15 protein-coding genes and 1 pseudogene are annotated in these 14697 nt (G+C 71.3%); 9 read left to right on the plus strand and 7 right to left on the minus strand.

The genetic code is table 11. The features are described from left to right. Positions 1 to 113: 113 nt before the first annotated feature. The gene (locus AB3X52_RS10215) at positions 114 to 1928 is read left to right on the plus strand and encodes a CocE/NonD family hydrolase (RefSeq protein WP_367993899.1); all 1815 of its coding nucleotides are present in this window, start codon (positions 114 to 116) and stop codon (positions 1926 to 1928) included. Positions 1929 to 1979: 51 nt separating this feature from the next. After that, positions 1980 to 3461, plus strand: a complete 1482-nt coding sequence (gene gnd / locus AB3X52_RS10220; RefSeq protein ID WP_367993901.1) for an NADP-dependent phosphogluconate dehydrogenase — start codon at positions 1980 to 1982, stop codon at positions 3459 to 3461. A gap of 30 nt (positions 3462 to 3491) precedes the next feature. On the opposite strand, the gene AB3X52_RS10225 is transcribed toward gnd, so the two are convergent. Then, positions 3492 to 4025, minus strand: coding sequence for a glutathione peroxidase (locus tag AB3X52_RS10225; RefSeq protein WP_367993903.1), 534 nt, complete (start codon positions 4023 to 4025; stop codon positions 3492 to 3494). A 178-nt stretch (positions 4026 to 4203) separates the two neighbouring features. Here AB3X52_RS10225 and AB3X52_RS10230 point away from each other — a divergent pair, with 178 nt between their 5' ends. The 3 genes from AB3X52_RS10230 to AB3X52_RS10240 are packed head-to-tail and all read left to right on the plus strand — an operon-like array spanning position 4204 to position 7020. After that, complete coding sequence (locus tag AB3X52_RS10230; protein WP_367993904.1) at positions 4204 to 5883, plus strand: nitrite/sulfite reductase; 1680 nt, start codon at positions 4204 to 4206, stop codon at positions 5881 to 5883. Then, on the plus strand, positions 5880 to 6050 hold the full coding sequence (locus AB3X52_RS10235; RefSeq protein WP_367993906.1) for a hypothetical protein: 171 nt from the start codon (positions 5880 to 5882) through the stop codon (positions 6048 to 6050). The genes AB3X52_RS10230 and AB3X52_RS10235 overlap by 4 nt, the downstream gene beginning before the upstream one ends. Then, positions 6043 to 7020 carry an aldo/keto reductase gene (locus AB3X52_RS10240; protein WP_367993907.1) on the plus strand — a complete coding sequence of 326 codons (978 nt, stop codon included), beginning with the start codon at positions 6043 to 6045 and terminating at the stop codon, positions 7018 to 7020. Before AB3X52_RS10235 ends, AB3X52_RS10240 begins: the two co-directional genes overlap by 8 nt. Before the next feature lie 81 nt (positions 7021 to 7101). Here AB3X52_RS10240 and AB3X52_RS10245 read toward each other — a convergent pair whose 3' ends face one another. Beyond that, positions 7102 to 7458: a DUF488 domain-containing protein gene (locus AB3X52_RS10245; protein WP_367993909.1), complete on the minus strand. Its 357-nt coding sequence runs from the start codon at positions 7456 to 7458 to the stop codon at positions 7102 to 7104. Positions 7459 to 7679: 221 nt separating this feature from the next. Between AB3X52_RS10245 and AB3X52_RS10250 the strand changes: the two genes are divergently transcribed. Next, entirely contained in the window at positions 7680 to 8171 is a 492-nt protein-coding gene (locus AB3X52_RS10250; protein WP_367993911.1) for a MarR family winged helix-turn-helix transcriptional regulator, read from the plus strand. Between the two features lie 39 nt (positions 8172 to 8210). Here the strand turns inward: AB3X52_RS10250 and AB3X52_RS10255 are convergent, their stop codons facing one another. Both AB3X52_RS10255 and macS read right to left on the minus strand, forming a co-directional pair. Then, positions 8211 to 8879, minus strand: a complete 669-nt coding sequence (locus tag AB3X52_RS10255) for a response regulator (RefSeq protein ID WP_367993913.1) — start codon at positions 8877 to 8879, stop codon at positions 8211 to 8213. Beyond that, positions 8876 to 10078, minus strand: a complete 1203-nt coding sequence (macS, locus tag AB3X52_RS10260; RefSeq protein ID WP_367993915.1) for a MacS family sensor histidine kinase — start codon at positions 10076 to 10078, stop codon at positions 8876 to 8878. The genes AB3X52_RS10255 and macS overlap by 4 nt, the downstream gene beginning before the upstream one ends. 94 nt (positions 10079 to 10172) lie before the next feature. Between macS and AB3X52_RS10265 the strand changes: the two genes are divergently transcribed. Beyond that, on the plus strand, positions 10173 to 10463 hold the full coding sequence (locus tag AB3X52_RS10265) for a YiaA/YiaB family inner membrane protein (RefSeq protein WP_367993916.1): 291 nt from the start codon (positions 10173 to 10175) through the stop codon (positions 10461 to 10463). A 150-nt stretch (positions 10464 to 10613) separates the two neighbouring features. On the opposite strand, the gene AB3X52_RS10270 is transcribed toward AB3X52_RS10265, so the two are convergent. Further along, positions 10614 to 11048, minus strand: a complete 435-nt coding sequence (locus tag AB3X52_RS10270) for a CBU_0592 family membrane protein (protein ID WP_367993918.1) — start codon at positions 11046 to 11048, stop codon at positions 10614 to 10616. A gap of 138 nt (positions 11049 to 11186) precedes the next feature. Here AB3X52_RS10270 and AB3X52_RS10275 point away from each other — a divergent pair, with 138 nt between their 5' ends. Beyond that, a complete protein-coding gene (locus AB3X52_RS10275; RefSeq protein ID WP_367993919.1) occupies positions 11187 to 12113 on the plus strand; it encodes a LysR family transcriptional regulator in 927 nt (308 codons plus the stop codon). A gap of 144 nt (positions 12114 to 12257) precedes the next feature. Continuing rightward, positions 12258 to 13137, plus strand: a pseudogene (locus AB3X52_RS10280) (IS110 family RNA-guided transposase); the annotation flags it as partial. Between the two features lie 141 nt (positions 13138 to 13278). Here AB3X52_RS10280 and AB3X52_RS10285 read toward each other — a convergent pair. Both AB3X52_RS10285 and AB3X52_RS10290 read right to left on the minus strand, forming a co-directional pair. Beyond that, entirely contained in the window at positions 13279 to 13890 is a 612-nt protein-coding gene (locus AB3X52_RS10285) for a pyridoxamine 5'-phosphate oxidase family protein (RefSeq protein ID WP_367993921.1), read from the minus strand. A gap of 138 nt (positions 13891 to 14028) precedes the next feature. Further along, positions 14029 to 14544: a DUF1990 domain-containing protein gene (locus AB3X52_RS10290; protein ID WP_367993923.1), complete on the minus strand. Its 516-nt coding sequence runs from the start codon at positions 14542 to 14544 to the stop codon at positions 14029 to 14031. Between the last annotated feature and the right edge of the window lie 153 nt (positions 14545 to 14697).

Below are 14697 nucleotides of genomic sequence, written 5' to 3' on the forward strand. Positions count from 1 at the left end.
CCCACCGGCGCGGCCCGCCTCCCACGGGAGCCGGGCCGCGTCCGCGCGCCGGCGTAACTCCGAGTTGCCGCATCTCGTTGGCCCTGTGACCCCGATCACGCAGGAGCCTTTTCGTGAAACGTCTGGCCCCGCTCGTCCTGACCGTGCTGCTGCTGCCGCTCGGTGCACTTGTCCTCCCCCAGCCCGCCCGCGCTGCGACCGACATCGCGACGACGGCTTCTCCTCGCTGGACGGCGCGCCCGGCGACGTACGGTGTGGCCGTCCAGCGCGACGTCGAGGTCACCATGTCGGACGGGGTGAAGCTCGCCGTCGACGTCTACCGTCCGGCGAACGCCGACGGCACCCCGGCCACGGGTCGCTTCCCCGTGATCCTCACCCAGACGCCCTACAACAAGGCGGCGACCGGCTCGGTGCTCGCGGGTGACAACTACCTGGTCGAGCGCGGCTACGTCTACGTGCTGGCAGACGTGCGCGGCACCGGCTCGTCGCAGGGACAGTGGGACTCGTTCGGCAGCCGCGAGCAGCGCGACGGCCTCGAGCTGGCCACTTGGGCCACGTCGCGGGCCCGCCCCTGGAGCGACGGCCGACTGGGGCTCTACGGCGCCTCCTACATGGCGATCAACCAGTTCTTCACCGCCGCGCAGCATCCGAAGGGCCTCAAGGCGATCTTCCCGATCGTCCCGGCGGGCGATGTCTACCGCGACGTGGTGGCCTCCGGCGGCCAGATCGACGCCGGCTTCATCCCGCTCTGGCTCGGCCTGGTGACCGCCACCGGGCTGGTCCCGCCCGCCACCGCGGCGACCGCCCCCGACGCCGCGCTCCTCACCCTGCTGCAGCACGCCGGCGGCGCCTTCGGCTTCCAGGTCCCAGAGGTGACGGGCGCGTTCACGGGCGACGATGCGGCGTACGACGGCCCGTTCTACCGCGTGCGCTCACCGCTCAGCGTGGTCGACAAGGTGGACGTGCCGACCTTCGTGGTCGGCGGGGAGTACGACATCTTCCAGCGTGGCGAGCCGATGCTCTACCAGCGCCTGCGGGCCAACGGGGTGCCCTCGCGGCTGCTGATCGGGCCCTGGACGCATCTCCAAGCCGCCAGCGGTCCCGACCTCGCCGGCAGCGGTCTCGGCAGCCTCGACGAGCTCGCGCTGCGCTGGTTCGACCACTACGTCCGCGGCGACGACGGGCAGCAGCTCTCCTCGATCAAGCCGGTCACCTACCGCGAGCTCGGGTCCGACTCCTGGCGCACCGACAGCGGCTGGCTGGGCAACGACGTCCAGGCCCGGGCGCTGCGACTCGGCACCACGCTCGCACCGACCGGTCTCGCGGCCGGGGCGGGTGTCGTGCCGCCCGTCCCGGTCTCGGGCCTCTGCTCGCGCAGCACCCTGCAGTGGACCGCCGGGATCGCGCAGGTCCCAGGTTGCGTCGACGACGACCGCGTCAACGACCTGACCGGCGCGTCCTACCAGACGGCCCCGCTCACCAAGCCGCTCCACCTGCTCGGGCCGATGAACGCCCGGCTCTACGTCTCCACCACCGGCACCGACGGTCTCCTCGCCGTCACCGTCGAGGACGTCGCCCCCGACGGCTCGGTCACCCGTCTCACCGCCGGCTGGCAGACGCTGCGCCACCGCGCCGAGACCACCTCGAAGTCGGTCCGGCGCGACGGCGAGGTCCTCCAGCCGTGGCACCCCTTCACCCGCGCGGCCGAACAGGCGGTCACACCGGGGAAGGTGATGCGGGTCGACACCGAGATCTTCCCCACCGGCGCCGAGATCGCCGCCGGCCACCGGCTGCGGATCACCGTGGCGTCGTACGACGCTCCGCACCTGCTGCCCAACGTCACGCAGCTCGCCCGCGGCGCCGCCGGCGTCGTCACCATCCACGACGACGCCGCCCATCCCTCGCGACTGGTCGTTCCGGTGCGCTGAGCGTGCCGCCGATCCGGACCGGGGGCTGGACAGGCGCGCAAGACTGGCCCCATGTCCACCAAGAACCAGGCGAACATCGGCGTGGTGGGGCTCGCGGTGATGGGCTCCAACCTCGCCCGCAACCTCGCGTCCCGCGAGGGCAACACGGTCGCGGTCTACAACCGCACCTACGCGCGCACCGAGGAGTTGATCAAGGAGCACGGCACCGAGCCGGTCTCGGGCGGGTTCCTCGCAGCCGAGACGATCGACGACTTCGTCGCCTCGCTCAGCAGGCCGCGGACGGCGGTGATCATGGTCCAGGCCGGGGGCGGCACGGACGCCGTGATCGAGCAGCTGGCCGAGCGCTTCGAGCCGGGCGACATCATCGTCGACGGCGGCAACGCCAACTTCCACGACACGATCCGCCGCGAGCGCGAGCTGCGCGAGAAGGGTCTGAACTTCGTCGGCACCGGCATCTCCGGCGGCGAGGAGGGCGCGCTCCGCGGCCCCTCGATCATGCCCGGCGGCTCCGCCGAGGCCTGGGAGACGCTCGGCCCGATCCTGCGCAGCATCGCCGCGATCGCCCCCGACGGCGAGCCGTGCGTCACCCATGTCGGCACCGACGGCGCCGGCCACTTCGTGAAGATGGTCCACAACGGCATCGAGTACGCCGACATGCAGCTCATCGCGGAGGCCTACGACCTCCTCCGCCGGGTGGGCGGGCACAGCGTCGACGAGCTGGTCGAGATCTTCCGGGCCTGGAACGACGGCGACCTGCAGTCCTACCTCATCGAGATCACCGCCGAGGTGCTCTCCCAGACCGACGCCGAGACCGGCAAGCCCCTGGTCGACGTCATCCGTGACGAGGCCGGGTCCAAGGGCACCGGCGTCTGGACGGTGCAGAACGCCGTCGGCCTCGGGATCCCGGTCTCCGGCATCGGCGAGGCGGTCTTCGCGCGCGCCGTCTCCTCCAAGCCGGCGCAGCGCGCCGCGGTCCAGCGCAGCGTGCTGGGCCGGGCGTCCGGCGCCCGCCCCGAGCCGCCGACGGTCCCGGAGACGTTCGCCGACGACGTACGCGCGGCTCTCTACGCCTCCAAGGTGGTCGCCTATGCGCAGGGCTTCGACCTGATCGTGGCGGGCGCGACGGAGTACGGCTGGGAGCTCGACCTCGGCGCCATCGCGAAGATCTGGCGCGCGGGCTGCATCATCCGGGCGCAGTTCCTCAACCGGATCGTCGACGCCTATGCCACCAATCCCGACCTCGCGACCCTGCTCGAGGACCCCTACTTCGCGGACGCCGTCGCCGAGGGCGAGGCCGCCTGGCGCCGGATCGTCGGCATCGCGGCGGCCTCCGGCGTCCCGGCGCCCGGGTTCTCCTCAGCGCTCGCCTACTTCGACGCGCTCGCCAGCGAACGCCTGCCGGCCTCGCTCATCCAGGGACAACGCGACTTCTTCGGCGCCCACACCTACCACCGCATCGACAAGGACGGCGTCTTCCACACGCTGTGGTCCGACGACCGCCGCGAGATCAAGACCGAGCCCTCGACTCACTGAGCGGACTCCGACTCGGCGGGCCCGCAGCGCTCAGAGGTACGCCGCGAGGTCGGCCTCGATCTCCTCCGGCGTCACGGGCGACTCGTAGCGCTTGATGACCTCGCCGTCCCGACCGACGAGGAACTTCGTGAAGTTCCACGTCACGTCGCCCGGCTCGACGGCGGGCGTCACCGCGGAGAGGCGGTCGTACCAGACGCCGTACTGCGGACCCCAGTCGCCCGGAGCCTCGGCGCGCAGGAAGTCATAGAGCGGCGCCGCGTCGGCCCCATTGACGTCGATCTTCGCGAAGACCGGGAAGCTGACGTCGTACGTCGTCTTGCAGAACTCCTGGATCTCGGCGTCGGTGCCGGGCTCCTGACCCTTGAACTGGTTGCACGGGAAGCCCAGGACCTCGAGCCCACGGTCCCGGGCCGCGCGGTAGAGCGCCTCCAGCCCTTCGTACTGCGGGGTGAGGCCGCACTTGCTCGCGACATTGACGACCAGTAGGACCTTGCCCGCGTAGCCGCTCAGCGGGACCGTCGCCCCGTCCGCCGCCGTGACCTCGAAGTCGTGCACGCTCGTCATGGGCTCCTCATTCTCGTCCTCGGGACCGGCGGCGCCGGTCACACCGTCACCGGCGACAACCGGGCGTGACGCGGAACCATTCCACCAACCGTCGGTCTCGCATCGCGGCCACTCCACCACCAACTCTTGCCTTGTGCAATTCTTGTCGACAGCAAGCCGTAGGCGAAGGGAGCCGACCATGACCGAGCCTTCGGGCCGTCCCGCGCGAGCGCCGAAGCGGCCACGCAGCGAAGGACAGTGGGCGCTGGGCTATCACGAACCGCTCAACGCCACCGAGCGGTTCAAGCGCGACGACGATGGCCTCCGGGTCAAGGAGCGTGTCCTCGACCGCTACGCCCACCAGGGCTTCGCCTCGATCGACCCGAGCGACCTGCGCGGGCGCTTCCGCTGGTACGGCCTCTACACCCAGCGCCGGCAGGGCATCCCGGGCGGCCGTACGGCGTCACTGTCCCCCGAGGAGCTCGAGGACGAGTTCTTCATGCTCCGAGTGCGGATCCCGGGCGGCAGCCTGACGACCGAGCAGCTGCGCACCATCGGCGAGGTCTCCACGCAGTACGCCCGCGACACCGCCGACATCACCAACCGCCACAACATCCAGCTCCACTGGGTGCGCATCGAGGACGTGCCGGCCATCTGGGGACGTCTCGAGGCGGTCGGCCTCTCCACGACCGAGGCGTGCGGCGACACCCCGCGCAACATGCTCGGCTGCCCCGTCGCCGGGGTCGCCGAGGACGAGGTCATCGACGGCAGCGCGGCCCTGGCGAGCCTGGCGCCGTACGTCGGCGACCCCCGTTTCTCCAACCTGCCGCGCAAATACAAGACCGCCGTGTCGGGCTGCGCGCAGCACTGCACCATCCACGAGATCAACGACGTCGCCTTCGTCGGGGTGGTGGGCCCCGACGGCGAGCCCGGCTTCGACCTCTGGGTCGGCGGCGGGCTGTCGACCAACCCGATGTTCGGCCGGCGCGTCGGCGTGTTCGTGGCCGCCGACCGGGTCGCCGACGTCTGGGTCGGCGTGACGTCGATCTTCCGCGACTACGGCTACCGGCGTTCGCGCGGCAAGGCGCGGCTGAAGTTCCTCATGGCCGATTGGGGTCCGCAGCGGTTCCGGGAGGTCCTCGAGACCGAGTACCTCAAGGAGCCGCTGCCCGACGGCGTCGCACCGCAGCCGCCCACCTCGCCCTACCGCGACCACGTCGGCATCCACCGGCAGAAGGACGGGCGCTACTACCTCGGACTCGCTCCGCGGACCGGCCGGATGTCCGGGACCCTGCTGCAGCAGGTGGCCGACGCCGCCGAGCAGCACGGCTCGGGCCGGGTCGCCACCACCATCGAGCAGAAGCTCATCGTCCTCGACGTCCCCGGTGACCGGGTCGAGGCGCTCGCGACGAGGCTGGACGCCCTCGGCCTGCCGTCCCGACCGAGCGGGTTCCGCCGCCAGGTCATGGCGTGCTCGGGCATCGAGTTCTGCAAGCTCGCCATCGTCGACACCAAGGGCCGCGCCGCGACCGTGATCGAGGAGCTCGAGCGCCGTCTTCCCGGCTGGGACCTCCCGGTGACGATCAACATCAACGGCTGCCCCAACTCCTGTGCCCGGATCCAGACCGGCGACATCGGCCTGCGCGGCCAGATCGTGACCACGGACGAGGGCGAGCCGGTCGAGGGCTTCCAGATCACCCTCGGCGGCAGCCTCACCGCCGAGGTGGGGTTCGGTCGCAAGGTCCGCGGGCTGCGCTCCACCGCCGCGGAGCTGCCCGACTACCTCGAGCGCGTGCTTCGCCGGTACGCCGACCAGCGACTGCCCGACGACAGCTTCGCCTCCTGGGCGCGCCGCGTGGACGAGGCCGAGCTGCGATGAGCCCCGACCTGGAGTTCGTGCACTGCCCATACTGCGGCGACACGGACCTGGTGCCGACCGAGGACGACATCGACTGGAGCTGCCGCTCCTGCCTGCGGACGTTCACGGTCACCCTGGTCGCCGTGGGCCACCCGCCGGCGAGCGCCCGCTGGAGAGGCCGTGGCTGAGCGGCGACGACTGGGCGAGACCGACGTGACCCTCCCCCGGGTCGGTGTCGGCTGCCGGGCCTTCGGCTCCCGCGTGGATGCGCAGCAGGCCACCCGGATCGTCGACGCTGCCCTGGACCGCGGGGTGGCGTTCTTCGACACCGCGGACGCCTACGGCCTCGGCGCCAGCGAGGAGTGCCTCGGCCGGGCGATCGCCGGGCGACGCGAGCAGGTCGTCGTCGCGACGAAGTTCGGCATGTCCATGAACGGCAGCAACGGCCCTGAGCACGCGCGCGCGTCGAAGCGCTACCTGCGCCGCGCTCTCGCGGCGAGCCTGCGCCGGCTCGGGACCGACTACCTCGATCTCTACCAGCTGCACACCCCGGACCGCGTCACGCCGCTCCCCGAGACGATCGCCGCCATGGCGGAGCTCGTCGACGAGGGCTGGGTCCGGGCGATCGGCTCCTCGAACCTCACGGCCGACGAGGTCGCGACGGCCGACGACATCGCGGCCATGCGCGGCTCACGGCGCTTCGTGACGGTCCAGGACGAATACTCACTCTACAACCGCAGCGCCGAGACGGAGCTCGTCCCTACCTGCCGCCAGCGCGACATCGGCCTGCTCCCCTACTTCCCGCTCGCTTCCGGTCGCCTCGGCGCCGGCACGAAGCAGGTCCGCAGCGCGTACGACGGCCACCCGGCCGCCTCCCCCGCGCACGCCCACGCAGAGACGGATCGGACGGTGCTGGAGCGCCTGGAGGCGTTCGCCCGCGCTCGGTCGATCACGCCCGCCACCCTGGCGATCGGCTATCTCGCCGCGCAGCCCGAGGTGGCCTCGATCATCGCCGGGGCGAGCAGCCCCGAGCAGGTCGTCGCCAACAGCACGGCACTCGCGTGGACCCCTACGGCCGCCGACCTGCGCGAACTGGCCGCGATGCCGCACACGGCGGCGTCGTACACGACCTTCGCGACCCGGCCCCGCTCCCGCTGAGCGGCGACCCCACAGACGCGGGCGTGCCGCACACCCCTTCGCGGCACGCCCGCCTCCACCGGCGAGACGGCCCCCGCTCGATCAGCGGTGCCACCGGTCGATGACGTCGGCCAGGACGGTCACGTGAGAGACGGTCGTGTCCTTGGTCGCGGTGAGCAGGGTCAGACCGTCGCCACGGTCGATCTTGCGAGCCTCGGCCAGGAGGTCCCGGATCGACTCGGCCGCCAGCTCCTCCTCATAGCGCGCCGTGAACTCCTCGAACCGGTCCGCACGGTGATTGAACCAGGTTCGCAGCTCCGTCGACGGCGCGAGCTCCTGCCACCACCGGTCGATCCGCGGATCGTCCTTGCGGACGCCGCGGGGCCAGAGCCGGTCGACGAGGACGCGGGTTCCGTCACCGGGGGCGGGTGCGTCGTAGACGCGCGCGACGCGGGTCATCGTTGCTCCTCGTCGGGCAGCGCCGTACGGCGACCTGGGTCGCGCCGCACGCGACGGAGCTCAGCACCCACCTGGCACATCTGCGTCGCCTCCGCCCTGGATCCGCTCCACTCCCGAGTCTCGCCCTCGTGCTTGCCGATCGCAAGGCTTGCCGTGAGCAAGTCGCGGCCGCGACCTGCGACGCGGCCGGAACAGCCCTTGCGCTCTGCAATACTTGGTGCATGTCGACGGACCCGCAGGACACCACCGCAGACGGCTCGACGACCATGGCGGAGCTTCTCGCCTTCGAGGTCGCCACCCGTGACCTCGTCGGCGTGGCGCTCCGGAGTGTGGAGGGCCTCGAGATGTCGCTCCCGCAGTTCCGCCTACTCCTCGCGCTCCAGGAGCACGGTCGGTCGACGTCGACCCAGTGCGCGCAGGCCCTGGGCGTCGTGGGCTCGACCGTGACCCGGCTCGCCGACCGGCTCAACGCCTCCGGCCACCTCTCTCGCGGCACCGATCCGTCGAACCGCAGCATCGTCACGCTCGAGCTCACCACCAAGGGCCGCACCCTGGTCACCGAGGTCGTCACCCGCCGGCGCGCCGAGCTCGCCCGCATCCTCGACCGGCTCGACCCGGACGAGCGCGCCGCCACGACCGCCGGATTGCACAGCCTCCATCGCCAGCTCGGCGGCGAGTACGCCGACGACCCCTACCGTCCCGTGCCTCTCTGACCGCCTGGCGCGTTGCCCGGCGACGGGCGCATGAGCGGGCTACTCGGCATCCAGACCGTTCTCCAGCACGTAGCGGGTGAGCTCGACCCGGTTGTGCATCTGCAGCTTGCCCAGCGTGTTCTGCACGTGGTTCTGCACCGTGCGGTGCGACAGCACGAGCCGCTCCGCGATCTGACGGTAGGACAGCCCTTTCGCGACCATCTTCAGGATCTCGGTCTCCCGCTCGGTCAGCCGCGGCTCGCCCGGTCGCGACCTCTCCGAGTCGGACCTGCGCTGGAACTCCCCCAGCACCAGCCCGGCGAGCCCCGGCGTGAAGACCGGCTCCCCCTGCGCGACACGTCGTACGGCGCTCAGCAGCTCCTCCCGCGAGGCGGACTTCACCAGGTAGCCCGTCGCCCCGGCCTTCACGGCCGCCAGCACGTCGGCGTGCTCACCCGACGCCGAGAGGACCAGCACCCGGGCGGAGGGGTCGCGGCGTACGACCTCCGCGGTGACCTGCACCCCGTCAGGTTCCGGGATCTGCAGGTCCAGGACGACGACCTGCGGGCGCGCGGCCGGGAACCGCGCCAGCGCCTCGCGGCCGTTGCCGGCAACCGCGACCACGTCGAGCCCGGCCTCGGTCAGGTCACGCTCGACCGCGTCTCGCCACAGGGGATGGTCGTCGACGACCATGACCCGGACCGGCGACGCCGGCTCCGTCTGGCTCATGCCTCTCTCCTCCGTCCGCCGCTCCGCCCCTCGACCGGACGCAGGTCGGTCCGCGGGACGACGAGCTCCCACTCGGTGCCGAAGGAGCCGGTCACCAGCTCGGCGCGGCCGCCGAGAGCCGCGACCCGTCCCCGGATCGACTCGGCGACGCCGAGCCTCCCCTCGGCGGCGGCCTCCGCGAGCCGACCCGCCGGGATCCCCGGACCGTCGTCGCGCACCGATACCTCGACGCGGTCGGGGAACGCCTGGAGGAGCACGAACGCCGGAGCGTCCTCGCCGACATGGCGCCGGACGTTGTCGAGGCAGGCCCGGACGGCGGCGACCAGCTCGTGCACGGTCGGCGCCGGAAGCCTCACCACGCGTCCTGGGGTCGAGACCGTGACGGTCCCCCGCTCCAACGCGGTCAGCTCGGAGACCAGGTCGACCGTGACGCCCTGCGGCGCCGTGGTGGCGTCGCCGTCCGCACGGATCAGGCCTCGCAGCTCGCGCTCGTGCCGGGCGGCCAGCTCACCGAGGGCGGCGGCCTCGCCGCCCTGCTCGCGACCGCGACGGGCGACCAGCGCGAGGACCTGCAGGACGCCGTCGTGAACGACGCGGGCCAGGCGGGCACGCTCGGCCGCCGCCGCGGCGGCTCGTTCGGCGGCGTCCCGTTCGGCAGCCATCGACTGCAGCGATCCACACATGAACCCGACGATTGGCCCACCGATCACCAGCAGGAAGGCGTTGCCATAGTCGGAATCTCCGACGTGCTGTCGCTGGACGAGGTCGACGGCCGCCAGCAGGGCGCCGGCGACCAGCCCGCCGACCGTGCGTTCGTGGATCGCCCAGGCGAAGAGCGCGCCGAGGATCCAGAACCCGGGCAGGCTCGCGGTGAAGTCGGCACCCTTCGCGACCGGCGACAGGAGCAGCAGGCCGACGGCGAGCGCCAGGTCGGCGGCGAGGAGCGGGAACCTACGACGCCGCGGCTCGGCGTACGCCCACACGGCGACGCCCGTCCACACGATCATCGCGGCGACGCCGAGCACGCCGACCACCGGTCGGTCGAACGTGTCGGCACGATGGATGCTCAGCGCGACCGTGTTCGCCAGGACCACGAGGCGCAGCACGGCGAGGGCGCGGAACAGCCGGCTCTCCACGGCGTCCGCGGCCGCCGACGGCGTCCCCTGCGCCGACCCGGTCGACGGGATCCACGAGATCACAGGCCGCAGTGTCGCATCCTCCGGCGCACGTCGGCCCGGAACTGAGTATCCGTACCGATGCCCGGCTGGCCTCACGACCGCTGAGATGGTCGGCATGGAATCTCACACGCCCACCTCCAAGAACACCACCGCATTCTTCGTCCAGGCGGCCATCTCGTTCGGTCTCGCCCTGCTCACGACCCTCGTCGCCATCTGCTACCTGCCGGGCGACCCGTGGCCCAAGGCGTTCCTCGCCCTCGCGACCGTCTTCTTGACGACGTCGTCCTTCACGCTCGCCAAGTGCGTGCGCGACGCCCAGGAGACGCAGTACTTGGCGGCCCGCCTCGACCAGGCCCGCGTCGACCGGATCCTCGCCGAGCACAACCCCTGGCAGGAGGTGGCCTGACCTCCGCCTCCACGATGTCCTCGCTGACCAAGACATCCCACGAACAGAGCCCCTCCGATCGCCTGATCGGAGGGGCTCTGACGTCGTCCATGAGGCGGCCACCGTCCGCGCTCACGAGTGCAGCGTGCGGGAGAACGGCTGGCCGTCTCTTCAGCGCACGAGGTCGGCTGCCTGGCGCGTACGCCGACGAGCAGCGCTCCCGGGACCGGTCCGCTCGCGTCGCGGCTGCGGACAGCTCGGACCCGGGGCCGTCGCCGCCAGCGGTCGGCGACGGACCCGCAGGATCGCACGGCGGTGCACCCCGTTCGCTGCCGCCCGTGCGGCGCGGCGGCGGGCGCGCAAGAGCGACGCCCGCCGGCTCAGCGCCACGAGCAGGGTGTGGACACCGACAGCGCCCCACACGATGTTGGAGGCCACGCTCGGCCAGGCGTGGTAGTAGCAGCTGGCCGTGCCGGCGAGCATGCTGCCGCCGACGTTCATGGCGGCGTACGAGGTCGACGCAGCGTTGATGCGCCCCCGCACCAACAGCAAGTAGGCCACGAACGTGCCGATCGTCCCGAGCCAGCCGAGAGCTGCCGCGACCAAGGGTTCCTCACTCACAAGACTCAAACGCCCACAAAGACAGAAGCGCCGTTCCGAGCCGGCGACGAGGTCAATGGTGAGGCTTCCCATCGCTTAAGATCAATTGCACTTCGCTCTACTCCGCCTTTAGCATCCCTGAATGTGAAGATCGACCCTCGCCGGCTTCTCTTCCTGCTGGCCATCGCGCGAACGGGCGGTGTCCTGGCGGCCGCCGACGAACTCTCCGTGACGCCCTCCGCGGTGTCCCAGCAGCTTGCCCGTCTCGAGGTGGAGACCGGTCAGAGCCTGGTCTCCCGGACGCCCCGCGGCGCGGTCCTCACCCCGGCGGGCCGGACGCTCGTGGAGGCGGCCGAGTCCATCGAGCGCGCGCTCGATCTCGCTCAGAACCGGCTCGCCAGCGAGGACGAGGACCCGACCGGAACCGTCCGCATCGGGTCGTTCCAGAGCTTCCTGATGAAGGTGGTCGTGCCGCGCCTCGCCCAGTGGCGCGAGCTCTATCCCCTGCTCCACCTCGACCTCGTCGAGGACGATCGCGACCTCCTCGTGCGAGCGCTACGGTCCGACGAGATCGACGTCGCCGTGCTCGAGTTCGACACCGGAGAGCCGGTCCGCCTGCTCCCCCGCGGGCTGCGCGAACTGCCGCTCCTGGACGAGCCGTGGAAGCTCGTCGTCCCCACGGGCACGCTGCTCTCCTCCGACCCCACCGATCTCAGCCGCCATCGCCTCCGCTGGCTCGGTGTCGACGCGGCGTCGGCGAGCCGGCAGGCGGTGAGGCGCGTGCGCCGCATGCTCGGCAGCACCGGCGCGCCCGTCCACCGGTTCCAGGACAACCAGACCGCGCTCGCGCTCATCGCCGCCGGCGAGGGCATCACGCTGCTGCCCGCCCTCGCGATCCCGCGAGAGCTGCCGGAGGGGGTCGAGGCGGTCGACGTCCCCGGGCTCGGGACCCGCCGGATCGTGCTCCGCTACCGGGAGCACAGCGAGGCCGGCTCCGAAGCCGTCTCGACCGTCGCGGCGCTCGTCCACGAAGCCGCCACCGAGCTCCTCGGCGACGCCATCACGGGCTGACCGGCGAGCGCCGTCTCCCGAGGGCACCCGCACGGTCCCGCCTTTCGCACGTAGCCGTCCCAACCCGCCTGATGGTCACTGACCTGCCCTCCCATTCACCAGACGGCGTTCCCCGGCCCCTTCGCCCCTCCGGCGCACACCGGCGATGCCTACGTCATCGCCGAGGCGGCCCGGTCGATGCCACACGCGCTGCGTCGGGTCGACACCGACGATGAGGCCCTGGCCGACTTGGAGGTGATCGTCGGGTTCGACGACGACTTGGCCGGCGAAGTCACCCGGGTCGGCAACCGGATCCGCGGCTTGTTGACGCAGGTCAACCCAGGGTTGGAGCGGGTGCTGGGACCCCGGATCCAGCACCCGGCGGTGCTCAAGTTGCTCCCGCTTCGGCGGACCTCAAGGCTTGGCGAAGGCCAGCCGGCGTCAACTGAGCGCGGTCACCAAGCCACGAGCCCCGCGCAGCTACGAGCGGCTCGTCGAGGACGTGGCGCGGGCGTTGACCGAACAGTCGGTCAACGTGCCCGGCAGCCGTGCCGCCGAGTTGGTGCTGCCGCAGCTCGCCACCCAACTGTGCGGCCTGCTCGCGCAACGCCGCCAAGCCGCACAGCAGATCGAGGAGATGCTCGATGCGCACCCTCTTGCCAAGGTCCTGACCTCGATGCCCGGTATCGGCGTCAGGACCGGAGCCCGCATCCTGCTCGAGGTCGGCGACGGGTCAGCCTTCCCCACCTCTGGCCATCTGGCCGCCTACGCCGGGCTGGCGCCAGTGACCCGTCGATCGGGGTCCTCGATCCGAGGCGAGCACCCCAGCCGGGCCGGGAACAAACAGCTCAAACGAGCGTTCTTCCTCGCCGCCTTCGCGGCGCTGTCTGACCCGACCAGCCGGGCCTACTACGACCGCAAACGCGCCGCCGGGAAGAAGCACAACGCTGCGCTCATCTGCCTGGCGCGCCGCCGCGTCGACGTACTCCACGCCATGCTCCGCAACGGCACCCTCTACGAGACCCGATCACCATTCGCGGCTTGACGAACCCCATAGGGACACCCCCATTCACCAGACGGCGTTCCCCGGCCCCTTGAACCTGCCCACAACACGTCTCCGACCGTCCGCGTGCGCTCCCGCGGCCGGAGCCGTTGGTCGCGCCTTCGCGGCTGCACGCTCGGGGCGCTATGGCGCAAGCAGCCCCAAGTCCGCCGGCTCGGGTGGACCGAGGCTGGTGCCACCGGTACCTCTTCGCACATACTCGCGGCCTCGCGGCCACAGCACGGTGAACTGGTCACCCGTGGCGTCGTCGTAGCGCAGATAGGAAACGGACTGGATGTCGACCGCGAACAAGTGAACCCTCCCGAGGTCTGGCTGCCACCCAAGGGCAGCTGACACCGCCTCCGCGTAGCGTTCCTGCACGCCGCGGTCTTCTTCTGCGCGGCATTGCCCGCGCACCTTGAACTCCCCGGCCCTGCCGTCGCGGTTCGTGACGATGCTGTGCACCAGAACCCGGTGGTCGCGGGCCAGGTCTCCCGCCTTGTGCGAGCCCCACAGCATCGAGAGCCATAACTCACCGTCGAGCACGAACGGCTCGACCGGGCTGATCCTCGGACTACCGTCGCGGCGGATCGTGCCGACCAGAACCACGCCTGGTGCGAGCAGCCTCTCCCTCCCCAGAGCGGCAAGCCTCGGTGCGGCCGCTTCGAAGTCAACCCAACGCATCAGCGCCACCTCCCAGCTGAAGTGCCAGTCTGCTGGAACGACAACAAGCAACGACAGCGTCCTCCCGGTCATCCGGTGCATCGTCGTCCAGGCCGCGCGAGACGGAGACCTCGTCGTGGCCGGCCATACAGGCGCAGAGGACCGTCGAGCGAGGACGGCGCGTCAATCCTCGCGTGCCGTGACGCGCCGCGACCGAAGGGCAGCGCTCGCTTACCTACGCAAGGCGCGGAGGTACCGCCAGCGGTACCACCGCTGCGCGACCAGGGCCGCCGGATAGGCCGCGCGCCAAAAGCCGTCGCCGGCGCGAGTAAGCGACCTCAGCGTCAAGAAGACCCGGCCCGCAGAGCGATGGATCACGAACGCCTCCTCGCCGCGTACAGGGTGCCCGCTGCGAGTTCCGTACGAGAAGCCACAACGCCCGTCGGTTGTCACGACCTCGATCACGCGCACCGGCTCGACGACAGACGCGACGCCGAGGTGCGCGACCAATACGAACTCCGCCCCCGGCCGCACCGCCGGCGATTCGCCATTCTGGGGCTTCACAGCGAAGCCGCTACGCGTCTTCACCGCCCAACCGAGGACCGCCTCCGACAGTGACTCCCATCGGTCGTCGCTGCCAACGTCAACGGTCCGTTCGTGACGCCGATAGCCGACTGGACGAGCGGACCAGAGCGGAGAGGCAACCTGCGTGCCACCGACCACGTCGTAGTTCAGGTCGGACGCCATCGCCCCATTGTGGCTGTCGCCGATCGATCCGCGCCACTAACCGCGAGCCCCCCAGAAACAGACGGAGGCGGGCCGTTGTGGCCCGCCTCCGCGGTGGTTCGAAACGAACCTTTGGTGGAGCTGAGGGGATTCGAACCCCTGGCCTTCTCATTG

The sequence above is a fragment of the Nocardioides eburneus genome (assembly GCF_040838215.1).
Taxonomy (GTDB): domain Bacteria; phylum Actinomycetota; class Actinomycetes; order Propionibacteriales; family Nocardioidaceae; genus Nocardioides; species Nocardioides eburneus.